We start from the raw sequence: 23,930 nt of genomic DNA, 5'->3' as shown, positions 1-23,930 counted from the left end.
GGCTACTCCTTCGTCCACGCGACGAACGCGAACGCCTCGCCCGCCCGGTAGTCCACCCGTGGCGCCAGATCGCGTCCCACCGCGCCCGCGACCGTGATCCAGCTCAGCAGCTCGCCGGCCACCGACCCGGCCTCGGCCAGCATCTGCGGGGTGGCGCGGCGGACCAGCTGGTCGACATCGCCGACGGTCAGCATGGCGGCGACCTGCTCCGCCCAGTCCGGCCGAGGCACCGACCACGACCGGCCCGGATCCACCCGCGACCCACCGACGTCCTGGGAGAAGCTGCCACTGGCCACCACGGCGATCCGGCGGTCCCCTGGCAACGTCGACACCGCTTGGCGCAGCGCGCAGCCCAGCTCGTGACAGCGCCGGGCGGAGGGCAGCGGCGCGACGAGACCGTTGACATGCAGCACCACCACCGGCAGGTGGCGGCCGTTGAGGAAGTGCAGCGGCACGACGACGCTGTGGTCGAGCACCGCGTCCCGACACAACGTCAGGTCGAATCCGGCGTCGACCAGCCGGGCGGCCAGCGCCGCCGCGCTGCCCGCGTCGACCGGCACGTCATGGGCGGCCACCGACGGCACGGCGTCCAGCGGCCCCGACGCCGCCTCGCCCAGCGAGATCGCGAACGTCGGCAGCCGGTCGAGGAAATAGGCGTTGAGGTGATCGTTGGCGACGACGACCAGCAGGTCCGGTTCGGCGGCGGCCAGCACCGCCTCGACCGCCCCGTAACGGCCGGCGACGTCCTGGTCGCCGTCGCGCACGAGTTGGGGGAAGACCGGGACGTGCGGCACGCCCGCCCCGGCCACGACGCGAGAGGTCATCGGCCGGCCGGTTCCGCCACCCAGACCGGCGTGAGCCAGTGCTTGTACCGGGGCCGGCGGCCCCGCAGCACCGCGGCGTACTCCTCACGCAACGCGGTGGTGACCGGCCCGATCACGCCGTCGGCCGCCCGCGTGCCGTCCAGCACGGTGATCGGCAGGACCTCCGCCGAGGTGCCGATGAACATCACCTCGTCGGCGAGGTGCAGGTCGGCACGGGTCAGGTCGTGTTCCCGCACCGGCACGTCCAGCTCGTCGCGCAGCAGCCGGAGCACGGTGTCCCTGGTGACGCCCTCCAGGATTCCGCAGTCCAGGCCGGGAGTGTGGAACACACCGTCGCGGACGAGGCCGATCGTCGCGCCGGAGCTCTCGGTGACCCGGCCCCGGTCGTCCAGGAAGATCGGCCAGTCCGCGCCCCGGCTCTGCGCGTCGATGTTGCCGAGCCGCCCGTTGTGGTAGTTCGCGAACGCCTTGATCCGGGGCGGCATGGACTCGGACGCCACCCGCCGCCACGACGTGACGGCGGCGATGCGGCTGACCGGTTCGGCCAGCCGGCTGCGGAACGGCCAACAGTCGATCACCACTTCGCAGCCGGCGCCGGCCGGCACCATCTGCTCGATCGGATTGCCCTCGACGAACGCCCACGGCCGGATGTGCACGTCGTCGCGGACCTCGTTGCGGCGCAGCAGCTCGACCGTCGCCGCACAGAGTTCGTCCACTGTGTACGACATCGTCAGGTGCGACAGCCGCACCGAGTCCGCCAGTCGCGTCAGGTGCTCCTCCAGCCGGAACACGTTCAGCCCGCCGCTGTCGTCCCGGTAGGCGTTCACGCCCTCGAACACCGCGGACACGGACGCGTGGCCGACGGAGCGGACGTGCACGGTGGCCTCGGCCGAGGGCACGATCCGGCCCGACCGCCACAGGTGGTCACCGCCAGGTGCGTGAGTCATGCGGTCGGTTCCTCTCGCTTGCGGAACACCCCGAACCAGTGGAACTGGCCGGGCCGGGCCTCGGTCGGCAGGTTGCGGTAGTTCTCCAGGGACAGGCACTCCCACACCGCCGGCCGGAACGTGTCGAACAGCTCGGCCGCGGAGATCCGCAGCGGGCCGGTGCCGTCCACCATCCGGTCCGAGAACGCGCTGACCAGCAGCGTCCCGCCCGGTTTGAGGATGCGCGCGGCCTCGCCGGCGTAGGCGGCGCGGGCCTCGGCGCGCACGTTGTGGAAGACGAAGGAGTCGTTCACGACGTCGAACGACTCGGCCGGCAGGCCGGTGGCCAGGATGTCGCCCTGCACCAGCTCCACGGTCACGCCGGCCCAGTCGGCCAGCTGCCGCGCCTTGCGCAGCGCCGTCTCGTCCCGGTCGAAGGCAACCGTGTCGACTCCGGCCGAGGCCAGGAACACCGCGTCGCAGCCGGGGCCGCAGCCGAGGTCGACCACCCGGTCGCCGCGCTTGATCAGGCCGGTGATCACCGCCTCGATGACCTTGATGCCCGGGGACGCGGTGAACCAGGGAATCCGGCCGAGCGCGGTCTCGTCGTAGACGGTGTCGAATCGGTCGACCCAGCGGTCGATGAAGGCGTGGCTCACGAGGCTTCTCCCAGCTTGAGATAGTCCGGAACGGTCACCGAACCGGGTGCTTGGTGTTCGAGGATCACGTCCGGGCCGTCGCCGGGAACCGGCTGGAAACCGAGCATCGAACAGACGATCCGCATCTGGCGGTTGCGGCCGTTGGGCACGTACCGCACGCGGAGCGCGACCCCCTGGTGGCTCGCCCGCTGCGCGATCACACCGAACAGCGCGCTGCCGATGTTGCGGCCCATCACCCGGCAGGACACCAGCAGGAGGTCGACGGTCCACACGCCCGGTTCTCGCCGCAGCACGGCCAGGCCGACGCGGCCGTAGTCGCCGAACCGGTCGGTCAGCTCGGCGATCAGCACCTCGCGGTCGGTTCGGGCGCCGAGCGCGGCCAGTTCCTCGACCGAGTACGTCGTGCCGGTCGTGTTCAGCTGGTTGGTGCGCTCGGTCAGCTCGGCCGCGCGGTCCAGGTCCGCCCGGTCGGCGGCGCGAACGGTGAGCGTCATTTCCAGCGATGCCAGGAACTCGCCCGGCGGACCGTGGAACTCGGCCTCGGCCGCCCGGCGGCGCTGCTCGTCGCGGTACATGGCCGGCCGGCGGGCCGCGTCGGGTGTCACGCCGCTGGGCACCAGGCCGTGCGCGCCGTCGAGTTCGAGGAACTCGGCCAGGGTGTGGCACCGCACGCCCGGGTTGCCGACGCTGACCTCCGCGCGCTCGAACTCCGAGTCGTCGAGGAACACCACGGTGTCCGAGCCGATGTTCAACGCCGACACGATGCGCCGCACGGCGGCCGACTTCGCCGACCAGGAGATCTCCGGGTAGACGAACCGGTCGGCGAGGCCGATCTCGGCGAGCCGGCGTTCGGCCTGGTCGTGGTCGTTGCGGCTGGCGACGGACTGCACGACGCCGGCCCGCTCCAAGCGGTCGACGAGGTCGATGGCGGCGGCGTCCGGCACCACGTCGTCGCCCTCGGCCAGCGTGCCTCGCCAGAGAGTGTCGTCCAGGTCCCAGATCACGCACTTCAGCGTCGTCATCGCCACCCCCAACTCACTTCTGCGCGCACGAGGTCGCCGCCCAGCGCCGACAGCAGGACGTCGGTCCCGCCCTCGATCAGGTCGTAGACCTGTGCCTCCGCCGCGTACCGGCGCACCGGCGCCGCCTGCGTCATGCCACTGGCTCCGTACAGGCGCAGCGCGGTGCTCGTCGCCCCACGCGCGGCCGCGGTGGCGCCGAGCTTGGCGATCATCGCCTCTCGCACCACATCCGGCTCGTCGGCGTCGAAGGCGGCCGCGGCGGCCGAGGTGAGGGCAACGCCGGCGCGGACGTCGACGTGCTCCTTCGCGATCGCCGCCCGGACGATCTCGTGATCGGCCAACGCTTTCGCAGCGGGCTTCCGGGTCCGCACGTGATCGACGGCCGTCTCCAGGGCCGCGGCCGCGATCCCGCAAGCGCCCGCCGCGACGAGGATCCGGCCCAGGGTGAGGCATCCGGTCGCCACCCGATGCAGACCGAATCCGGTCGCGCTCAACTGGTTTCCCTTGGCCACCACACACTCGTGGAACCGCAGGTCGGCCATGGACGTGGCGCGGAACGCCGCGAGCGGCTCCGCCGGTCGCCTGGTCAGCCCCGTGCTGTCGCCGTCGACCAGCAATGCCACCGGTCCGCCCGGCGTCGCGGCGACGACCAGCACAACACGTGCCCGCAGACCGGAACTGGCCCAGCGCTTGGACCCGGTGAGCACGAAGCCGCCGGCGGCGGGGGTGGCCGTCGTGCCCAGGGCGTCGAACGTGCTTCCGCCCGTGGGTTCGGTGAGCGCGAACGCCGCCGGCGCGTCGCCGGTCGCCAGGGCCGGCAGCCACCGGGTCTGCACCTCCGGCCGGCCGAACCGCGCGATCGCGTGCACGACCATCTCATGGACCACCAGGACGCTGTGCAGGCTGGCGGACAGCCGCGCCACGGCCTCATGCACGCGGACGCGCTCGGACAGCGGGCGGGTCGTGCCGCCGTACTTCGCGGGCACGGCGAGCCCGAACAGCCCGTGCCGGCCGCATTTCCGGTAGACCTCGTCCGGGATCACCCCGACGTCCTCGGCCTTGGCCAGCTGCGCCCGCAGCTCGCCGCAAGCGAGGAGCTCATCGACCGGGCTCATCGCACCGCCCGTTTGGCCCGGGCGAGCGCGACGATCGCGGACACCGAGTCGAAGTTGCCGATCTCCAGGTCGTCGTCGTCGACGGTGATGGCCAGGGTCCGCTCGAGGAACTCCACCAGCTGGACCACGGCGATGGACTCCAGCAGCCGGGACGAGACGATCGGCTCGTCGTCGTCCACCGGCCGGCCCGCCAGCCTGGTCACGAACGCCGCCACGGTCGCCCGTACGTCCGTCGCCTCAATCATCCGTCGCCCCCGTGCGGTAGTCGTAGAAGCCTTGCCCGGACTTCATCCCCAGCCGCCCCGACGCCACCATCTCGACGAGGCTGCCCGCCGGCGTGAACACCGGGTCGGGGAACGCGTCGCCGAGCACGTCCAGCGTCTTGACGATGGTGTCCAGGCCGATCAGGTCCGCGGTGCGCAGCGGCCCCATCGCGTGACCGAGACAGCCCTTGAACAGCGCGTCGACCGCGTGCGGCTCGGCGACGCCCTGTTCGACCAGCACCGCCGCCTGGTTCACCATGGCCATCAGCACCCGGTTGATCACGAAGCCCGGCGCGTCGTTGACCACCACGGCCTGCTTGCCCAGGTCGTCCAGCAGCGATCGCATCGCGTCCAAGGTCCGCGGCGAGGTGCGCGGACCCCGCACCACCTCCACCATCGCCGTGGCGGACACCGGGTTCATGAAGTGCGCACCGACGACCCTGGCCGGGTCGGGGGCGGCTGCCGCGAGCGTGTCGATGGGAATCGCCGAGGTGTTGGCCGCGATGTGCGCGGAGGTGCCGAGTTCGCGCAGCCGGTGGTACACCTCGGTCTTGACCTCGAGGTCCTCGGTGACGTTCTCGATCACGAACCCGGCGCCGGCCGCGTCCGCGAGATCGGTGGACAGCGCGAGGCGGTCCAGATCGGCCGGCTTCGACCCCCGGTCGGCGAAGCGGGCCAGCCGCTCGTGGTGCCGGATCGCCGTGCGTACGGTCGACCAGTCGTGGCCGGGACGGTCTATCAGCGTGACGGGACGACCGGCGCGCAGCAGGGCGTGTGCGACGCTGGTGCCGATCACCCCGGCGCCGATGACCGCGATCCGTTCCGTCATCGCGTTCCCTCCGACAGGTGGCGTTGGATCGAATCGGCCATGCCGCGCACCGTGCCGGACGCGAACACCACCTCGCCCGGGACCTCACGGCCGGTGTGCTGCCGGACCAGCGCGATCAGGTGCCGGCCCAGCAGCGAATCGCCGCCGAGATCGAAGAAGTGGTCGTCCTCGTCGACGTGGTCCAGACCGAGCAACGCGCACCACAGCTCGGCCAACCGCTGCGACAACTCCGATGCCGCTCGGAGCGGGAACTCGGCCGCCGGCGCCGCGGGGACGGCCTCGTGCTCGCGGCCGGGATCGAAGCCGCGCCGCGTCAACACGGGCGGCAGGGCCCGCGGCGCCCGGTGCGGTCGGTCGGCCGCCGGCACGGGCCAGACCGGCTCATGGCCGTGCAGCCACAGCTCAGCGAGCGCCTGTTCATACACGTCCCGGTCGCGTGCTCCCTCGAAGGAGGACTTCGCCGTTCGAACAGTGTCAAGATCCGGCGCCGCGTGCGTCGCCCAGGGACGGACGTTGCCGGGGCCGATCTCGACCAGCAGGCCGTGATCACGGGCGAGGGTGGCCAGCGCGTCCTTGAACCGCACCGTGCCGATCAGCTGTGCCCGCCAGTACGCGGCGTCGAACTGCTTCACCCACTCCCCCGTGACGGCCGAGGCCATCGGGATCGCCGGCTCGGTGAACTCGACCTCCTCGACAAGGCCGGCCAGGGTGTCGGCGGCCTCGGCGAGCAGCCGGTTGTGGAAGGCGAACCGGTCGTCCAGCCGACGGTGCACCACACCCCGTGCTCGGAGCCGTTCCTCGAACGCGGTCGCGTCGATGCCGGACACCACGCATGCGACCGGACTGTTCTCGGCGGCGATCTCCAGTCCGTCGTCCAGCAGAGGCCGGATCTCCTCGGCACCGGCGGCGACGGACACGGTCATGCCCTGCGGCGCGCTCTGGATGAGTTCGGCGCGACGAGCGACCATCCGCACCGCGTCGGCCCGACTGATCGCTCCCACCACGGTCGCGGCCGTCCACTCGCCCAGCGAGTGCCCGACCACGGCCGCCGGGCGCACGCCGGCCGATGCCAACAGGTCCACGAACGCCAGCTGCACCGCGAACAAACTCAGATGCCGCACCGGCAAGGAGGTGAATCCGCAACTCTGCGGCGGCGCGCCCCGTCCGAGCACCATCCTCAGGTTCACCAAGGCGCCAGCGCGCGTCGGGGGACTGTCCACAGGCGACTCCGCCGGCAGCTCGGCGAACAGACCAGGGACGCCGACCGCACGGGCCAGTTCCGCGGTGTCCCGCAGGCTCGCGCGAAACAGCTCGGACGCCGCCGCCAGATCGGCAACCATGCCGATGTGGTCACTACCGACGCCGGGGAACGCGAACGCAGCCGCCGTCGCACGGCGCGGCGCCTTGCGGGTGCGGCGGGCCAACGCCTTCGGGCCGAGGTCCGCGCTCAGTTCCACGAACCGCCGGAACTGGTGGTGGTGTGCCCGAACCTGGGAGCCGGCGGCCAGATCGTCCTGTGCTGCACCGGCGTCGCGCAGCAGCCTGGTCTCCTCATCCAGCCCGGCGACGCTGTGGCTGGACACCAGGGCGACCGAACGCCGGGCGGCCGGCCGTGCCGCCGGCCGAGGCGCGCGTTCCAGCACCACGTGACAGTTCGTGCCGCCCAGGCCGAACGCACTGACGCCGCCGAGCCCGCGCTCCACCGCGATCGGGTCGGTGACCGGCAGCAGCGCGGACTCCAGGCGAAGATCGTGCGGCAGTGCCCCGAAGTTCGCCGACGGCGGCACGACACCGTTGCTCAAGCACAGGATGGCCTTGAGCAGGCCGGCCATGCCGGCGGCCTCCCTGGTGTGCCCGAGGCTGCCCTTGCTGGTCCCCACTGCCACCGAACCGGCGTTCGCGCCGAACACCCTGTGCAGGGTGGACCACTCCACCGCGTCGCCGAGGCGGGTGCCCGTGCCGTGCGCCTCCACATAGGACACATCACCGGGCTCGACGCCCGCCGCACGAAGGGCAGCGCGGATGACGTCCTCCTGCGCGTCGGCCCGGACGTGTCCGAAGCCCGGTTTGCGGCCGTCGTTGCCCACCGCCGAACCACGAACGACCGCAAGCACGTCGTCGCCGTCGCTCACCGCGTCCGCGAGCCGCTTGAGCACAACGGCGCCGGCGCCGTCGGCGGGAACGGTGCCCGTGGCCCTCACGTCGAACGGCCGGCACACGCCGTCCGCCGACGCGATGCTGCCGGGGACCGCCCAGTAGCCGGTCCACAGCGGGTACCTGATGGCCGAAACTCCGGCAACCGCCACGTCCACTTCGTCGTCGAGCAGCGCCCGGCTGGCGAGGTGCACCGCGACCAGGCCGGTCGAGCAGGCGGCCAGCACGTTCACCACGGGCCCACGCAGGTTGAGCCGGTAGGCGATCTTGCCGGCGAGGTAGTCACGCGCGGTGCCCAGCTCCACGGCGAAGTCGTCCACGCCGATCGCGCCACGCAGGGCCGTGCGGACCGAGTCGGCGTACGAGTTGAGACCGGCGCCGGCGAACACACCGGTGCGGGCATGGGCCGCCGCCGGCACCGACGCCACGTGGAGCGCCTCGTCGACGAGTTCCAGCAGAACCCGCTGCTGCGGATCGGTCTGCAGGGCCTCGGCCGCGGACATGCCGAACCGCGCCGGGTCGAATGCCATGGGGTCGTCGATCCCGCCGTAGGCGCCGACGAACCGGGCGTCGGGCGGCACGCCGAGGGAGCTGGCCGCCGGGTCCGGGACGGCATCCGTGCGGCGGGTGACAGTGTCCCGCGCTCCGGTGAGCAGATCCCAGTACTCGCCGAGATTCCGCGCCCCGGGCAGCCGCAGCGCGGCGCCCACGACGGCGATCGGCTGGTCGAACGCGGCGCTCACGAGGTCGCCTCGACGAAGTCACGCACGGTCGGCGCCGACAGCACGGAAGCGAAGTCCACCGGCGTCCCCAGCTCCGTCTCCAGTGCGCTCCGCAGCAGCATCGCCTTGAGCGAGTCGCCGCCGAGGTCGGTGAACGAGTCCTCGACACCGACTTCGCGCATCCCGAGCACAGTGGCCCACACCCGCGCCACGCGACGTTCCCGGTCGCCCCGAGGCGGCAGCGGCGGCCCCAGCTCGGGCGCGCGGGTCCCGACGACGGTCCGGAGCGCTGCCCGGTCGATCTTGCCGCTGACCAGCATGGGCAGCTCGGCGACCGCGACCAGATAGGTCGGCACCATGTGCCCGGGCAGCTGCTCATGCGCGAACGCGCGGACCTCGCGGGTGTCCACGTCTCCCACCGCCGGTTGGAGGTAGGCCACCAGCACGTTGCCCTGGTCGGGGTCGGGCAGTGCGGCCACCACGGCGTTCTCGACGGCCGGATGCCGGCGCAGCACATGCTCGACCTCGGTCGGCTCCACCCGCTGGCCACGGATCTTGACCTGGGAGTCGGCCCGGCCGACGAACTCGAACTGCCCGTCGGCGGTGTGCCGGCCGAGGTCGCCGGTCCGGAAGACCGTCGGGACCCGATCCGGCTCGAACGGGTTGGCCAGGAACCGCTCGGCCGTCAGCTCCGGTCTGTTGACGTATCCGTCGGCGAGTCCGGGCCCACCGGTGTAGACCTCCCCCGTGACGCCCGGCGGCACCAGCCGACCTCGCGGATCGCACAGGTAGACGCGCATGTCCAGCGGCCGGCCGGCGGTCGTCCCCGGTCCCGGCGGTAGTGCCGCGCCCCGATGCGTGACGTAGTCGGCCTCGGCCAACGTGTACGTGACATGCACCGGGAAGCCGCGATCGCGCAGCCGGTCCTCCAGGTCGCGGTCGAACGCCTCGCCCGCGGTGAACACGTGTCGGACCGGCAGGTACGGGGTCCGGAAGTCGTCGTGCGCCAGCAGAACCCGCAGCATCGACGGCACGAACGAGCAGACCGTGATGCCCATCCGCCGGATCAGCTCGACCAGGTAGCGGTCGTCGCGCTCACCGCCGGGACGGGCGACCACGATGGCGCCGCCGGTCGCCAGTCCCCAGAAGAACTCCCGAAAGAACGGAACCGACTTCATCAGGTGACGGTCGCCCGGGCCGAGACCGTACATCTTCTGCTCGAGGAAGACCCGCGTCGTGTTCATCCGATGCGGACGGACCACGCCCTTCGGTTCCCCGGTCGAGCCGGAGGTGAACAGGACGTACGCCGCCGTCGACTCGTCCGCGATCTCCGGGACCGGCTCCGTCGGCACCGACTCGTCCGCGAGCAGGTCGTCGAGCAGTACCTGCGGCGAGTCCAGCGGCGGCAACGGCGCCTGTCGGGACCGGACGACCGCCACGGGCCGGGCGATCGCACAGATCTGCGCCACCCGCGTCGCCGGGGTCGCCGGATCCAGGTAGAGGAAGGCGGCGCCCGCCTTCATCACGCCGATCTTGGCCACCAGGACGTCGATCGATCGCGCCCCGGACACCGCGATGACAACGCCCGCCGCCGGGACGTGACCGCGCAGTCCCCGCGCGACGCGGTTGGACATCAGATCGACTTCCCGATAGGTCAGCGACCGCTCTTCGTCCACCAGCGCAACAGCATCCGGTGTCCGGCGCGCCTGATCGGCGAACATCCCGTGCAACGTCGTCGCCGGGTACGTGACGTCCGACCCGTTCCATTCCCCCAGCAACAGCCGACGCTCGTCGGCCGTGACGATGTCGTGGTCACCGAACACTCGGTCCGGATGCCGCACGGCGGCCTCGATCACGCCTCGCAGATGCGCCGCGAACGACTCCGCGCCGCACGGTAGATCGACCGTGCCAGTGGAGATCTCCACTCGCACCCCCGAGAGCGTGAGCACACAGAACTGGTCGAGGTGCACCTGGCTCACCGGTGCCGCCTCGGTCGGGGCGAGCAGGTCGCCGAGGCGCTGCGCCTCGGGGTCGGCCACCGCGGCCAGCGGTTGCCGTGTCCCGTCGTCCAGCGCGAGGTCGATCCGGCCCGAAATGCCGTAGCGGCCGGTGACCAGCCCGGCCGCGGCGGCGACGATCCGCAGCGGGTCGGAGGTCGCGTCCAGCGCGGGAAGGGTGAATCCGATGCTCATGACCGGCGGCTCCCCGCCAGATGGCGCGCCGCGGCCAGGCCCGTCGCCGCACCGTAGGTCACCCCGATGACCTTCGAGGAGGCGTCCCCGACGAAATACAAGCCGGGCACGCTGGATTCCATGTGCTCGCTGAGCACCAGCCGGGGATAAATCCGTTCCACCACCGGGGCGGCCACCACCGCGGAGTCGGCGACCAGATCCGGGAACGCCGTGTTGAGCCGGTCGACCATGGCCAGCACGTCGCTGACCAGACCGGTGGGCAGGCACTCGGACAGCGGAGCGTGCGTGAAGTCGATCAGGCTCGTGTCGAGCGCGACGTCCTCGACACGCTCCCGCCGGAGCTCGGCGACGGTACACGCGACCGGCTTCCCGCCGCCCCGCTTGGAGACGGCACGCGCCAGGTCCAACGCGTGCTCCGTGCCGTCGGTGCCCGGCGGTACGGCAACGGTCGTCACGACGCCGAAGTTCGACCGTCGCGTGGGCTTGGTCATGCAGTGCTGGCCGTCCAGCACCACGGTGTCCTCGAAGTCGTACTGCATGATGCGGCCACCCGCACACACGCAGAACGTGCGGACCGATTCGCCTCGGTCGTTCACGAAGGACAGCTTCGGGTTGTCACACCATGCCGACAGCGGTCCGAACTGTTCCCGTGCCCCCTCCACGCGCACGCCGATGTCGACCTTGCGGGTCGGCTCGTGGGCCACTCCCAGGCCGGCCACGACCGTCCGGATCCAGGACATGCCCAGTTTGCCGCCCGCGACGACCACCGACCGCGCCGTGACCTCGCGCTCCCCGGCCGGGGTCGCGGCGGTGACCCGGAAGACGTCGCCGGCGCGGATCGAGGTGACCCTGGACCGGAACGCCACCTCGCCGCCCGCCTCGACGAACGCGGTCATCACGGAGTCGACCACCGTGAGCGCACGGTCGACCGTGATCTCCTGCGACGTGCTCAGGTCGACTCCCTCGAACAGCTCCGACACCGCGCCGGGCGGATCCGCGGCCGGCCCCGAATCGTCCGATGCGGGAAGTCCGTGCTGCCGCAACAGGTCGAAGACCTCACGCACCGCGTCCTGCGCTCGGGTGAACGGCGGCAGGGCACGCTCGAGGGTGCTGTACGGGCGGATCTCTCCGGTCTCGTCCACCTCGATCTTGGACCTGGTCAGGGCGTGCGAGTAGCCCAGGTTGGTGTCGAAGTGGAAGGCCGCGCCGCCCAGCCCGGTCAGGCAGGTGCAGCGAGGGCACTGCATCCTGAACCGCTCGCTCGCGCGCACCAGCCGCCCGGATGTGTCGAGCTTGACCCGCGGGCACAGGCTGTCCGCCATCGGCGCCCCGGCTTCGAGCAACAGGACGCGCGCGCCCGCGAGCGCCGCGCCATGGGCCGCGAAGATCCCGGACGGGCCACCGCCGACCACGACGGCGTCATAAGTGTCAGGCGGCGGAAGCATCGAACCACCCCGGCGGTTGGGAGACGTAGCGGCGAAGGAAGGTGGCGTAGTAGAGCTGACTGGGATCGCGGCCCTCGGCGGTGATCCGTGTGGTCATCCACGCGCAGTGGAAGGGCAGCAGGTCGAGAACCGCGCCGGGCGCCTGGCCGGTCGCGGTCGCATACCGAACGATCAGGTCATGGACCAGCCGCGAGTACCAGTGGCTGCCGCCGAAGATCTGGTCGTACAGCCAGTCGAGGCCGCGCGTACGGTACTCCGGGAACACCACGAGCCCCAGCGTCGTGAGCAGGTTGACGATGTCGATGCCGGCGATGCCGCAGTGCCGGTAGTCCTCCCAGTCGATCAGGCTCAAGCGGTCGGTCTCCGGATCGTGCCGGACGTTCCAAGGCGCGAGGTCGCCATGGGTCGCGGCCAGGACGGCAACGTCGACCGCTGCTCGCAGTTCCGGTCGGTGCAGCAACTCCTCGGCCACGTACTGTCCGGCGACGGCACGCCGGCGGGTCACATCTCCGTCCACACGGGAGTGTCGGTGGAGGGCGGCAACCAGTTCGACGGCGCGGCCGAGCAGCGTGGCGAACGACTCCTGGGACCGACCGGCCAACGCGTCCGGCAGATCCAGCGCGGGTACGTACGTCATGACGAACCCGCCCTCGTGCCTGCTCAGCACACGGGCGCGGGTGAGGGACGCCGGCAGGTCCAGCGTGTCCAGCTTGGTCGCCTCGGCACCGACCTTGGCGTCGTCGATGTCGAGTGCGGTCTTGCAGACCAGCGCCGGGGTGCCGTCCGCGACGAGCATGGTGAACCGACGCTTCCTGATCTTGCGCGCTCCCACGGGAGTCCATGACCTGAAACTCACGGCCGCCCCCGTTCCGTCGAACGCCGCCGAGAGCAGGCGGACCGCCTGCTCGTCGACCTGCCGCTCAGAGCGGCTTGCTGGCGTGGACACGGCCGACCTCCTCCTCGATCGTCGCCATCACGCGAGCGATCGGCTCGCCCGCGAAGACGGCACCCAGATCAGTGATCCACTGTTCGCTGTCCCGGTCGGTACGGGAGACGAAGGCGTCCAGCTCGCGATCCATGTTCGCGACGAACGCCGCGAGCAGTGCCTCGTCGGCGCGGATGCGGTCGGCCAGTTCAGCGAGTGCGAGGGTGCCCTGCAGATCGTCGTCCGGTAGCTCGACCGGGATGCCGAGGCCGTCGAAGGACGCGCTCCACCGCGCCACCGACGTGCCGTCGAGGCTGCGACGGTTGAACTCGTGACCGTAGTGCTGGCTGGGCAGCAGCATTGCCGGCGTGCCAATGACAACTGCCTCATGCAACGACGTCAACCCGGGTGGCGTGAGGTACACCGGCCGGCGTGCGACCAGCCGCAGGAATTCGGCGTGCGGGACGAGACCGCACCGGAGCACCACGTCGCCGATCCGGCGTTCGAAGGAGTCACCGAACGCCCCCGTGCAGATGACGATCTCGTCGAAGTCGTCCCGGGTGCGGGCGACGTGCTCCGTCCAGGCCATCAGAATGTCGACATAGCCGCCGCGCCGGTCGTAGTCCAGGAAGGCGTTGGTGAAGCCGCCGAGGTTCAGCACGAGGGTGCGGGACAGGCGCGGCTCCAGGCCGCGCAGGTGCTCGATCTCGGCCAGGTTGGCCATCGAGCCGGTCGCGGTGACGGTGTCGAATCCCAGCTCGGCGAGCTGATCGCGGCGGCGTGCCACCCCCGGGAACATCTGGGCGTACGACCTGGTCGCGATCATGTGCGAAACGACCATCGACTCGTGCACGGACAGCCCGGCGAAAGCCGCCGCGGCCTGCGCGTCGTCGCCGGCTCGGATGGTGCGCGCCACGTCCGCGAGGTCAGCGAGGTCGTGGTCGAGGCGCCAGAATCCGAAGAGGCTGTCGAAGAACATCACTGGCACGCCACGGCGCACGCACGCGAGCACCAGTCGGGGTTCCATCACGCTCAGGGCGTAGTCGAACGAGCCGACCAAGTGCATCGCGGCGTCGAGGTCGGAGAAGTCGAACTCCTCGACAGCGTCGAAGTGGTCGCCGTTGACCTGGGCGTAGCGCAGTGCGATGCCGTTGCCGTAGAAGCTCGCCCGCGCGGCGCCGAGGTGGTCGACAACGGCCACGAGCTTCGCCGCGGGACCGAACCCGAAGGGCTGCGCACTTGCCAGCGCGGAACTACCGCTCATCTCTCCCCCTGCACGCGGTCGCCGGCTGAGCCGTCGACAAGTCCGAATTCATACCGACACGAGGACTCAGCCCCATCCCCGAGCCGAACTCGTTTTCCGTACCTACCTTCTTCCCTGACACAGCAAGAAAAGGGAGAAGGCTCGACTTCCCTCGAACACACAGCGAACAAGCCGGTCCTCGGTGACCTGAACAGCCTTCCCGAAGGCGGAGTCGCTACGTGTCTCGCGTGTCAACCCCCCTCGAACAGCCGATTCCCCACCATCGCATGCCGGCCGCGGTCACGACGGTCGGATCGAGATGGTTGCGGGCGTCGACGACCACATCACCGGCCGCGAGCGCTCGGATGGCAGTCCACTCCAGACCGCGGAATTCCGGCCACTCGGTAAGCAGCACGATGACACCGGCGTCCTTGACCGCCTCGTACGGGTCATCAACGACCCGCAGACCGGGCACGTCCGCCGTGACGACCGGATCGTACCCGGTCAGCTCGGCCCCTTCCGCCGCCAACGTGGCGGCGACGGCCAGCGCCGGGGAGTCGCGCATGTCGTTCGTTCCGGCCTTGAAAGCCAGGCCCAGCAGGCAGATCCGCGCTCCTCGGAGCTCACCTCCGAGCGCTCCGCGAATCTTGGCCACGACCCGCGAGTGTTGACGCACGTTGGTGGCGATCGCCGCTTCCAGCAAGGAGAAATGTTGTCCCGCGGCACTTGCCGTACGCAGCAACGCGCTGGTGTCCTTGGGCAGACACGAGCCACCCCAGCCAGGTCCGGCGCGAAGGAACGACTCCCCGATGCGGTGATCCTGGCCGACGCCCTTGACCACATCGGCGACATCAGCGCCCAGCCGCTCGCACAGCTCGGCGATCGCATTCGCGTACGACAGTTTCACCGCCAAGAAGCTGTTGGCCGCATACTTGATCAACTCTGCGCTCGCGGTGCTCGTCACCAGGACGGGAGCGGGCAGCGCGGCGTACAGCTCGGCCACCCGCCGCGCGGCGGTCAGGTCATCGGAGCCCACCACGATCCGGTCCGGGTGCAGGAAGTCGTGCACCGCCGAGCCTTCACGAAGGAACTCCGGGTTGGACACCACGGGCACCCGGCCGTTCAGCGACTCCGACAACATTGTCGCGGTGCCGACCGGCACCGTCGACTTGTTCACCACGACGCAGCCGGGCGGCAGCTGGTCTCCGATCTGGCGCATCACCGAGGTGACGGCGCTCAGGTCGGCGCCTCCGTCCGCCGCCATCGGCGTTGGCACGCAGAGGAAGACGAAGTCGGCGTCCGTAACGGTCGGTGTGGTCAGGAACCTCAACCGGCCGTTGGCAAGGCCGGAGCGGACCAGCTCTCCCAGACCAGGTTCGATGATGTCCACCTTGCCGGCGCGCAGGAGCCGCACCTTGTCACCGTCCACATCGGAACAGGACACCCGGTGACCAAGCTCGGCAAGGCAGGCGCCGGCCGCGAGACCGACGTAGCCCGTTCCGACAACCGCGATCGTCGCCATCACTCCTGCCCAACCCTGCGCAGGACACACCGGGCAATGCCGAGGCCGGCCTGTTCGACTGCGGACCCGACGACCCGGGAAGCCGTTCTCGCACCGCCGCGTGACCGATCGAAGACGGCCGGCTTCGGTTCGACCGCAGGGGTGAGGTAGATGACGTCCCCGCGTGCGACTTCGGCCAGCCTTGCCACAAACTCGTCGTCCAACGCCTCGTCCTCACTGGACCCCCGCACATGTGGCGTGCGGCGGGTCTCGGTAAGCCGATCCATCAGGCCCGGCAACGTCTCCCCTGCCGCCGGCTCCACATCGGCCAGCCCCAGCGGGTCGGCCACGTGCCGGATTCTGCTGCGCCGGTCTCCGGGGACGCCAGTTCGGGGTTGAACAGCCGGCAGGCGGTCGAGTCCACGCGGCCTCCAGCGTGAGTGTCCGTACGGCTGGTGCGGTGTGCGGTTGGCCACGCTGACCGGGCCTGGCCAACCTCACCGATGTCCTGGGCCGTCCACGATCAGCAGGGGCAGTTGCCCACCACAGGTAGCCGTTCGTCGCGCGCGGGCGATGTTTCCAGGCGTCGGCGAACTCACGTCCGACAGCCTGAGGGGTCGGCCACCGAACCCGCCCCATCCTGGAGCCACGAACTCGAGAGAGGATGCGGCCGCATGAGTGACGGGCATGTGCCTCGGTCGCCCGAGCGGGAGGACGCGCTCAACGCCGAGTGGGAGACGCATCGGCCGGCGGTCTTCGGGCCTACCGCCTGCTGGGGACAGTGGCCGACGCCGAGGACGCGATCAGTCTCCCTGTCGTGCGTCGGCGTGGCTGGCCAGTCGACCGGCCAGCGCCCGCACCAGGTCGCGGAGGGTGTCGGGTTGTTCGACGACGAACGGTCGATCGAGCGCGGCAAGCAGCGGTGGTATCCATTCGAGTCGCTGTGCCCGCACCCGCGCCCGTACCCAGGAAGTACCGGGCCCGATCTCCTCCAGTGTGGCGACGGACGGCGGGAAGACGGAGCGGATCCGTTCGGGCGTCGATCGAATGCGCACCGACACCTCGTGCTGGTACGGCGCCTCGGCGATCGCGGTCAGCACCTGCTGGGCGGGGTCGAAACCGACTGGTACGTCGAACGTTCCGACGCGCATCTCGACGGTCGTGATGCGGTCGACGCGGAACGTGCGCACTTGCCCGCTGGTGGAGTCGAAGCCGGTCAGGTACCACCGACCGGAGTGCGCCACGACCCCGTACGGGTGGACGACGCGTTCGCTGGCGCCGCCATGGCCGGCGATGTAGGCGATCTCGACCGGACGACGTTCCCGCGCCGCCTCCGCGACGGTGAGCAGCACCTCGGCCTCCGCCGTGAGTGTCGGTCGTGTGGGCGCGGTGAAGTCGGCGACCTCCAGCAGCGCGTCGAGCCGGCGCCCCAGGGCTTCGGGCAGCACTCGTCGGACTTTCGCGACCGCGCTCTCGGCGGCCGCGACCGAGGTGCTGATCAGTCCAGCGCGTCGGCCTGCGACCAGACCGAGCAGGACAGCGAGGGCCTCCTCGTCGGTGAGCATCAGCGGGGGCATCCGGTAGCCCGGGGACAGGCGGTACCCGCCGTGGCGTCCGCGCACCGAACGGACCGGGATGTCCAGGTCGAGTAGGTGTTCCACATAACGGCGGACGGTGCGCTCGTCCACGTCGAGTCGCTCGGCGAGCTCGGCGACGGTCCTGATGCCTCCACTCTGGAGGATCTCCAGCAAGGCCAGTACACGGGCGATCGGCCGAGTCACCAGAAGATCCTCCCAATACCGGGCGGATCCTGTCCACTATTGCCTCTAGCGTGCCCGGTGTCCCCGGAGGACGGGTCAGAACCGTCCTCCAGCGCAGAAAGGATCCACCGTGCAGCTTGTCTCCGTCCGCGTCATCACCGGCGACGTCGCCCGCCTTGTCGAGTTCTACGAACAGGTCACCGGCCTCGATGCTCGGCGGCCCGCCGAGCAGTTCGCCGAACTCGTCGGCCCGTCGTGCACCCTGGCAATCGGCAGCGCCGAGACGATGGCGCTGTTCAGTCCCGGGGCGGCCGTGCCCGAGTCGAACCGGACCGCGATCCTCGAGTTCCTCGTCGACGACGTCGACCGGGAATACGAACGGCTGGCGAGCCTGGCTGTCGCCGCCGAGATCGTGCAGAAGCCGACCACGATGCCGTGGGGAAACCGCTCCCTGCTGTTCCGCGACCCCGACGGCAACCTGGTCAACTTCTTCACCCCGCTTACCGACGAGGCCCGCGCGAGGCTCGCCCGCTGACAAGGTCTTCCCCCGAGCATGGCCGATTGATCCGGGTGGTTCATCGCGACGTGAGCCTGAGCAAGCCGACTGAAGGCGGCTCCTCGATCACGGCGTAGGTGGGTGGCAGTTCCCGCAGCACGGACCCGAACAGATCGATGACCCGGGCCGGCTTGCCCGACAGGACGAAGGTATTGGGTCCGCTTCAGTTCGAGCCAGGGCGGTGAGCAGAACGACCCGTCGTCCTGTGAGCATCTCCAGACGCTTCCGACGCGGCGCATTGATGAGCGTCGAGCATACGAAGGACTGACACAGCCCACCTCCGCGGGAGACATCGTCATCCAAATGTTTTCCCGACCAGCGCCGACGAACGACTTTTGACGATAGGAGTCACCGACCAGCCGAGTCAAGCTCGGTTCCTTCGAAACATTTTTCGATACTTTGTTCACCCGGCCAGCTCCGTTGACAGCACTTCCCGGCCGCCCCTACAGTCCGAAGCACTGAACACTCTTTCGGTTCGACTTTCTTCACCGTCGACAAAATCGTGCCGTTTGGCGGCCTTGTACGACATCGGCGGCGCCCGAAAGCTTCGCCGAGGACGGTTAGTCGTCCTGCCGCTGCGACGAGGATGCGAGGCCCGACGATGTGCCTGCCCCGACACAACGGTCGTTTCGACGGCGGCTCGCCCGGTTGGTGTCCGTGACGCCGACCGTGGCCGCAGCCATGTGCGCCGCTGAAACTTTCACAACACATCGCCACCCAAAGATAGCCCGAACTGCGGCAAACATGCAGATGCCACGGCCGATGCTTGTGACCCCGTGATGCCGCTTGCCACGCTGACCGGGATTGGCATTCCTCCTGCCGAGCCATCGATACCCGATCCGCCCCACGCCCAGGATGTGAGTGGTCACAACCTGGCGTCGCAGTCGTGAAATCCAGGAGGTCTCGTGAGATTCATTCAGCGCCGGGCGGGGCTGGCCGTCGCACTCGTCCTACTCTTCGGCGGCGCCGGAGTGGTCCAGGCGGTTCCCACCCAGGCCGCCGCGTCGACTGAAGTCCACGGCACTGGATTGCTGCCCAGCAGTTTCCGGTGGAGTTCCACCGGCATGGTCGTCAGCCCGAAGTCGCACGCAGCGCACGACCTCGTGGCGATCAAGGACCCGTCGGTCGTCCACTGCAACGGCCGCTGGCACGTGTTCGCGTCCACTGTGGACAAATCGGGCAACTACAGTATGGTCTACCTGAACTTCACCGACTGGTCGAAGGCCGGCTCGACAACGTGTACAAGGTGCAGGGGAGCAACCAGTACCTGCTGATCATGGAAGCCATCGGCTCCGACGGGCGGCGCTACTTCCGTTCCTACACCTCGCCCGCCATCAACGGCGCCTGGACGCCGCTGACCGCCAGCGAGACCAACCCGTTCGCCGGCCAGGCCAACGTCACCTTCAACGGCACGCCGTGGACGAAGGACATCAGCAGTGGCGAGATGATCCGCGCCGGCTACGACCAGACCGCCACCATCAACCCCTGCGCCATGCGGTACGTCTACCAGGGCATGGTCCCGTCGGCGACCGGGTCCTACAACACGCTGCCATGGCGACTGGGCATGCTCACTCAAACCGACTCGACCTGCTGACAGTCGCGTGAGGACGATGGCGGCCGCGGACCGGTCGCCGTCGCCCGACATATGAGGAAGACTCGTCTATTACCGAGGCTGGAGGGCTTGTATGTCTCGAACTGCACGCCGCATTCGAGTGGTCGTCGTCGCGGCCACCGCGCTCGTCTGTCTCGGGGCGAGTCAACTGACCGCCAATGCCGCGACGACGGTGGCGATCGACCCCGGCACCACGTTCCAGCGCATCGACGGATTCGGCGTCTCCGAAGCGTTCGGCCAGGCCAACTCCATCCGCAACGCGAGCAGCGCGACCCGCCAGCAGGCGCTGAACATGTTGTTCGGCACCGCCAACGGCGCCGGGTTCAGCATCCTGCGCAGCATCATCCCCTCGGGCAGCGACTCCATCGAGCCGAAGTCGCCGGGCAGCCCCTCGGCCACCCCCACCTACGTCTGGAACGGCAACAGCGACGCCACCGACCAGGGGCAACTGTGGCTGGCCCGCCAGGCCAAGACCTACGGAGTGACCAACTTCTACAACGTCGCGTGGAGCGCTCCCGGGTTCATGAAAACCAACGGCAGCGACTCGAACGGCGGCTCGTTGTGCGGCACTTCGGGTGCGTCGTGCTCCTCCGGCGACTGGCGGAAGGCCTACGCCAACTATCTGGTGCAGCACGCCAAGTACTGGGCGTCGGTCGGGCTCACCCCATCGGCGGTGGGTTTCGTGAACGAGCCCTCCCTGACGACCAGCTACGCCAGCATGCTCGTGAGCCCGTCGCAGGCCGCCAGCTTCATGCCGACTTTCTCCGCCGCTATGAAGGCGTCGGGCCTGGCGACCAAGGCCGCGTGCTGCGACACTCTCGGCTTCAACCTGCTGCCCAGCTACGTCAGCGCCGTCGGCAACGCCGACGTCGGGCTGTGGACCAGCCACGGCTACTCGAGCGCCCCGAGCTCCACCATCAACTCCGGCGGCCACAGCGTCTGGGAGTCCGAGTGGGGAGTGAACGGAAGCAGCTGGGACACCTCGTGGGACGACGGCAGCACGAGCGCCGGCTTCACCTGGGCGCAGCGCATCCAGACCGGCATGACCCGAGCCAACCTCAACGCCTTCCTGTACTGGTGGGGGATCAGCTCGACCGGCCACGACAGCGCCCTGGTCAGTCTGTCCGGCTCGACCCTGACGGCGTCCAAGCGGTACTACGCGCTTGCCAACTTCAGTCGCTTCATCCGCCCCGGGGCGACCCGGATCGGCGCCACCAGCGGCGACAGCAACCTGACCGTCTCGGCCTACCGCAACAGCGACGGCTCCACGGTGATCGCGGTCCTGAACACCGCACAGAGCAGTGTGTCCGCCACCTACACCGTCAGCGGCAAGTCGACCGGCGCCGTCACCCCGTATCTGACCAACGCCAGCAACAGCACCGCCGCTCAGGCCGCCATCGGGCTCAGCGCGGACGCGTTCACCGCGACCGTGCCCGCCCGGTCCCTCGTCACCTACCGGATCCCCTGAGCGCACTTCTTCGAAAGACAGGGCACGCGACAACCAAGGAGGAGCACGATGATCCGTTCCCCCGGACGTGGCCGGTTCGCTCCGGTCGCCGCGGCATGTCTGCTCGGCGCGGCGACACTGATGGTTTCCGAGGCCACCGTGGCGGTAGCGGGACCTTCGACCGCGAACGCCACCCTGACTGCGGGCGTCGAGGACGAGGGCGCCGACTGCCCGGTGTCGCTGCCCGGCTCCCCGACCGCGAATCCGAAGCTGCCCGATCCGTTCAAGCGGATCGACGGCGGCCGGATCGCCACGAGGTCGGACTGGCGGTGCCGGCGGGAGGAGATCAGCAAGCTGGCGCAGCGCTATGTCTACGGCACCAAGCCGGCCAAGCCGGCCGCCGTGACCGGGACCGTGACGCGGACAAGCATCACGGTCAACGTGTCGGACGGCGGCAAGAGCTCAAGCTTCTCGGCGAGTGTCAGCCTGCCCAGCGGCACCGGGCCGTTCCCGGCGGTGCTGGTGTACGGCGGCCTGGGGGCGGACACGGCCACCATTCACGCCGCCGGTGTCGCGACCATCAACTACTACGACAACGACAGGTCGTGATGTTGTCTCCGGTGGTGGCTAGCTCGGGCACGGGCCTGGCTAACCAACCGCCACCGTGACCAGTGCAGGATGTGATCGACGGTGTGGGCGGAACGGACCACGACCCGGTTCCATAACCGGCGAACCTCGTTGACCGACAACGGGATCACGGTCTGACCATCGCCAGCAACGGAGCCCCCTTTTCAACGGTTGGCCGTGTGATCACCAGGAACGCCAACGCCGTCATCGACAGCGTGACGTGCCGGTACCACGCCTGGTAACCCCGCGCCTGGTAGTGATCCAGACCGGTCTCGTTCTTCGCCGTCTGGAAACACTCCTCGATCGCCCAGCGGCTGCCCGCGACACGAACCAGCTCCGCCAAGCTGGTATCGGCAGGCCCGAAACACACGTAGTAGGCGATGTCGGTCGGATCGCTGACCGAACGCCGAGCCAGCAGCCAGTGCCCCCAACCCCGCCGGCGCAACGGCCGGATCTCCACCGCCGTCCAGTCCGACACCCGAGGGCCACGAACTCCGTCCCCGCAGCTGAGCCGCTGCCAATCTGCGTCCGCGACGTCCGCAATCATCCGCGCAACCCGGACCTTGGCCAAGTGCATCGACACCACCATCGCCGACTTGGGCACCGCCACCACATGCGGGACGTCCACGGTCTCCAACCACAGCCGGAACTTCGTGTCCTGCCCGTACAACTCGTCGGCGGTCACCCATCCGAACGGCACCTCCGTCGCGAGCGCACGCTCGATCATCCGGCGGGCCAGCACCTGTTTGGTCGCGAACTCCACCTCGTCATCAATGCCAGCCGCCCGGCACCGGTCACGATCATCGGTCCAGTCCTTGGGCAGATACAACTCCCGATCAATCAGCGCACGACCGCGTGGTGAGGCATACGCCAGAAATACCCCGATCTGCGAGTTCTCGATCCGGCCGGCAGTGCCCGAGTACTGCCGTGCGACTCCTGCGGAGTGGGCACCCTTCTTCAGAAAGCCGGTCTCGTCGACGATGAGCACCCCCTGCTCACCGTCACCGATGCGTTCCACAACCGCGGCACGCACGTCGTCACGCAAGCCATCGGTGTCCCACGCGTAGAAGTTCAGCAACCGCTGCATGCCTTCCGGCCCCGCATCCCCGGCGGCCTCGGCCAGCGTCCACCCGTTCTTCCGCTCGATCTCGGCGAGCAATCCCTTGACATACCAGCGCATCCGGCGCCGCGACTCCACTCGGGGGAACCTGCCGGCGAACCGGCCCAGAAACGCCTCGAAGCTCGCCGACCAGTCCGCCACCATCTCCGCCAACACAACAAGATCAACTACCAGAGTCCGGACCTAGATTACAACCTGTCGTTGTCGTACTACGACCCGTACCAGGTGGGCAAGGAAGGCACGCCCCGCAACAACAAGCAGGGCGCGTTCTACAGCATCTACGGCTCCGGCAGCAGCACCGGGCTGGAGATGGCCTGGGCGTGGGGCGTGAGCCGGATCATCGATGTCATCGCCCAGTCCGGCGGCAGCATCCTGAAGGCCGACGCGACCGGCGTGACCGGATGCTCGCGGTTCGGCAAGGGCGCGTTCGTCGCCGGCGCGTTCGACCAGCGCATCGCGCTGACGATGCCGATCGAGTCGGGCACCGCCGGCGTGCCGATCTTCCGCGGGGTCCCCGGTGAGTCCGGCGCCCAGTCGTTGAGCAGCGCCTACGGCGAGCAGCCGTGGCTCGGTGACGCGTTCGGCTCCTTCACCGGCGACCCGACCCGGCTGCCGGTCGACACTCACGAGATGGTCGCCATGGTCGCCCCGCGTGGGTTGTTCGTCATGGAGAACCCGCACATCAACCATCTGGCGGCCCGGTCCGGCAGCGTGGCCGCTCTGGGCGGCGCCGAGGTGTACAAGGCGCTCGGCGCCGGACCCGACATCAGCTACTGGTCGGACGTGCAGAACGGTACGCACTGCTCGGTCCGGCCGGAGTGGAAGGCGCCGCTGCAGCAGAGCCTGCAGGCGTTCCTGCTGAAGAAGGGCAACCCTCCCGGCGTGTTTCGCATCTCCAGCCTGAAGGCCGGCAACCTGCCGAGCTGGCGGGACTGGACCACCCCCGTCCTGACCGGTGGCCCGACGACGTCCGGTGGCTAGTCCGCGT

The 23,930-nt window shown here is 69.7% G+C and carries 22 protein-coding genes; 6 read left to right on the top strand and 16 right to left on the bottom strand.

Going from position 1 to position 23,930, the window contains the following annotated elements:
* Positions 1-2 precede the first annotated feature (2 nt).
* From BJ998_RS37545 to BJ998_RS37475, 15 genes are all read right to left on the bottom strand, one after another.
* Entirely contained in the window at positions 3-824 is an 822-nt protein-coding gene (locus BJ998_RS37545) for a DODA-type extradiol aromatic ring-opening family dioxygenase (protein WP_184868025.1), read from the bottom strand.
* Complete coding sequence (locus BJ998_RS37540; RefSeq protein ID WP_184868024.1) at positions 821-1,771, bottom strand: aminotransferase class IV; 951 nt, start codon at positions 1,769-1,771, stop codon at positions 821-823. Before BJ998_RS37540 ends, BJ998_RS37545 begins: the two co-directional genes overlap by 4 nt.
* Positions 1,768-2,409, bottom strand: coding sequence for a class I SAM-dependent methyltransferase (locus BJ998_RS37535; protein WP_184868023.1), 642 nt, complete (start codon positions 2,407-2,409; stop codon positions 1,768-1,770). Before BJ998_RS37535 ends, BJ998_RS37540 begins: the two co-directional genes overlap by 4 nt.
* Positions 2,406-3,431 (bottom strand): HAD-IIIC family phosphatase, encoded by a 1,026-nt coding sequence (locus BJ998_RS37530; protein WP_184868022.1) that lies wholly within the window; start codon positions 3,429-3,431, stop codon positions 2,406-2,408. Before BJ998_RS37530 ends, BJ998_RS37535 begins: the two co-directional genes overlap by 4 nt.
* Positions 3,428-4,546, bottom strand: a complete 1,119-nt coding sequence (locus tag BJ998_RS37525; protein ID WP_184868021.1) for an acyl-CoA dehydrogenase family protein — start codon at positions 4,544-4,546, stop codon at positions 3,428-3,430. Before BJ998_RS37525 ends, BJ998_RS37530 begins: the two co-directional genes overlap by 4 nt.
* Complete coding sequence (locus BJ998_RS37520) at positions 4,543-4,791, bottom strand: phosphopantetheine-binding protein (RefSeq protein WP_184868020.1); 249 nt, start codon at positions 4,789-4,791, stop codon at positions 4,543-4,545. The genes BJ998_RS37525 and BJ998_RS37520 overlap by 4 nt, the downstream gene beginning before the upstream one ends.
* Positions 4,784-5,638: a 3-hydroxyacyl-CoA dehydrogenase family protein gene (locus tag BJ998_RS37515; RefSeq protein WP_184868019.1), complete on the bottom strand. Its 855-nt coding sequence runs from the start codon at positions 5,636-5,638 to the stop codon at positions 4,784-4,786. Before BJ998_RS37515 ends, BJ998_RS37520 begins: the two co-directional genes overlap by 8 nt.
* Positions 5,635-8,535, bottom strand: coding sequence for a type I polyketide synthase (locus BJ998_RS37510; protein ID WP_184868018.1), 2,901 nt, complete (start codon positions 8,533-8,535; stop codon positions 5,635-5,637). The genes BJ998_RS37515 and BJ998_RS37510 overlap by 4 nt, the downstream gene beginning before the upstream one ends.
* On the bottom strand, positions 8,532-10,706 hold the full coding sequence (locus BJ998_RS37505; protein WP_184868017.1) for an amino acid adenylation domain-containing protein: 2,175 nt from the start codon (positions 10,704-10,706) through the stop codon (positions 8,532-8,534). Before BJ998_RS37505 ends, BJ998_RS37510 begins: the two co-directional genes overlap by 4 nt.
* The gene (locus tag BJ998_RS37500; RefSeq protein ID WP_184868016.1) at positions 10,703-12,151 is read right to left on the bottom strand and encodes an NAD(P)/FAD-dependent oxidoreductase; all 1,449 of its coding nucleotides are present in this window, start codon (positions 12,149-12,151) and stop codon (positions 10,703-10,705) included. Before BJ998_RS37500 ends, BJ998_RS37505 begins: the two co-directional genes overlap by 4 nt.
* On the bottom strand, positions 12,135-13,097 hold the full coding sequence (locus BJ998_RS37495; protein ID WP_184868015.1) for a phosphotransferase: 963 nt from the start codon (positions 13,095-13,097) through the stop codon (positions 12,135-12,137). The genes BJ998_RS37500 and BJ998_RS37495 overlap by 17 nt, the downstream gene beginning before the upstream one ends.
* Positions 13,072-14,340 carry a hypothetical protein gene (locus tag BJ998_RS37490; RefSeq protein WP_184868014.1) on the bottom strand — a complete coding sequence of 423 codons (1,269 nt, stop codon included), beginning with the start codon at positions 14,338-14,340 and terminating at the stop codon, positions 13,072-13,074. The genes BJ998_RS37495 and BJ998_RS37490 overlap by 26 nt, the downstream gene beginning before the upstream one ends.
* A gap of 214 nt (positions 14,341-14,554) precedes the next feature.
* Positions 14,555-15,841: a UDP-glucose dehydrogenase family protein gene (locus BJ998_RS37485; RefSeq protein ID WP_184868013.1), complete on the bottom strand. Its 1,287-nt coding sequence runs from the start codon at positions 15,839-15,841 to the stop codon at positions 14,555-14,557.
* Positions 15,841-16,170: a hypothetical protein gene (locus BJ998_RS37480; RefSeq protein WP_184868012.1), complete on the bottom strand. Its 330-nt coding sequence runs from the start codon at positions 16,168-16,170 to the stop codon at positions 15,841-15,843. The genes BJ998_RS37485 and BJ998_RS37480 overlap by 1 nt, the downstream gene beginning before the upstream one ends.
* 453 nt (positions 16,171-16,623) lie before the next feature.
* Positions 16,624-17,601: a helix-turn-helix transcriptional regulator gene (locus BJ998_RS37475; protein ID WP_184868011.1), complete on the bottom strand. Its 978-nt coding sequence runs from the start codon at positions 17,599-17,601 to the stop codon at positions 16,624-16,626.
* A 109-nt stretch (positions 17,602-17,710) separates the two neighbouring features.
* On the opposite strand from BJ998_RS37475, the gene BJ998_RS37470 reads away from it, so the two are divergent.
* From BJ998_RS37470 to BJ998_RS37455, 5 genes are all read left to right on the top strand, one after another.
* The gene (locus tag BJ998_RS37470; protein ID WP_184868010.1) at positions 17,711-18,115 is read left to right on the top strand and encodes a VOC family protein; all 405 of its coding nucleotides are present in this window, start codon (positions 17,711-17,713) and stop codon (positions 18,113-18,115) included.
* Between the two features lie 926 nt (positions 18,116-19,041).
* The gene (locus BJ998_RS49370) at positions 19,042-19,410 is read left to right on the top strand and encodes a non-reducing end alpha-L-arabinofuranosidase family hydrolase (RefSeq protein ID WP_312890510.1); all 369 of its coding nucleotides are present in this window, start codon (positions 19,042-19,044) and stop codon (positions 19,408-19,410) included.
* Positions 19,383-19,730, top strand: coding sequence for a non-reducing end alpha-L-arabinofuranosidase family hydrolase (locus BJ998_RS48005; RefSeq protein WP_312890509.1), 348 nt, complete (start codon positions 19,383-19,385; stop codon positions 19,728-19,730). Before BJ998_RS49370 ends, BJ998_RS48005 begins: the two co-directional genes overlap by 28 nt.
* 91 nt (positions 19,731-19,821) lie before the next feature.
* The gene (locus BJ998_RS37460) at positions 19,822-21,216 is read left to right on the top strand and encodes a glycoside hydrolase family 30 beta sandwich domain-containing protein (protein WP_184868009.1); all 1,395 of its coding nucleotides are present in this window, start codon (positions 19,822-19,824) and stop codon (positions 21,214-21,216) included.
* 48 nt (positions 21,217-21,264) lie between these two features.
* Positions 21,265-21,804 carry a glucuronyl esterase domain-containing protein gene (locus BJ998_RS37455; protein ID WP_221338260.1) on the top strand — a complete coding sequence of 180 codons (540 nt, stop codon included), beginning with the start codon at positions 21,265-21,267 and terminating at the stop codon, positions 21,802-21,804.
* 145 nt (positions 21,805-21,949) lie between these two features.
* Here BJ998_RS37455 and BJ998_RS37450 read toward each other — a convergent pair whose 3' ends face one another.
* Positions 21,950-23,086: an IS701 family transposase gene (locus BJ998_RS37450; RefSeq protein WP_425558910.1), complete on the bottom strand. Its 1,137-nt coding sequence runs from the start codon at positions 23,084-23,086 to the stop codon at positions 21,950-21,952.
* A 57-nt stretch (positions 23,087-23,143) separates the two neighbouring features.
* On the opposite strand from BJ998_RS37450, the gene BJ998_RS37445 reads away from it, so the two are divergent.
* On the top strand, positions 23,144-23,923 hold the full coding sequence (locus tag BJ998_RS37445; protein ID WP_221338259.1) for a glucuronyl esterase domain-containing protein: 780 nt from the start codon (positions 23,144-23,146) through the stop codon (positions 23,921-23,923).
* Positions 23,924-23,930 lie beyond the last annotated feature (7 nt).

It is taken from the genome of Kutzneria kofuensis (assembly GCF_014203355.1).
Lineage (GTDB): Bacteria > Actinomycetota > Actinomycetes > Mycobacteriales > Pseudonocardiaceae > Kutzneria > Kutzneria kofuensis.
Note: the sequence above shows the minus strand (reverse complement) of the source record. Positions and strands in the feature narration are given on the sequence as shown.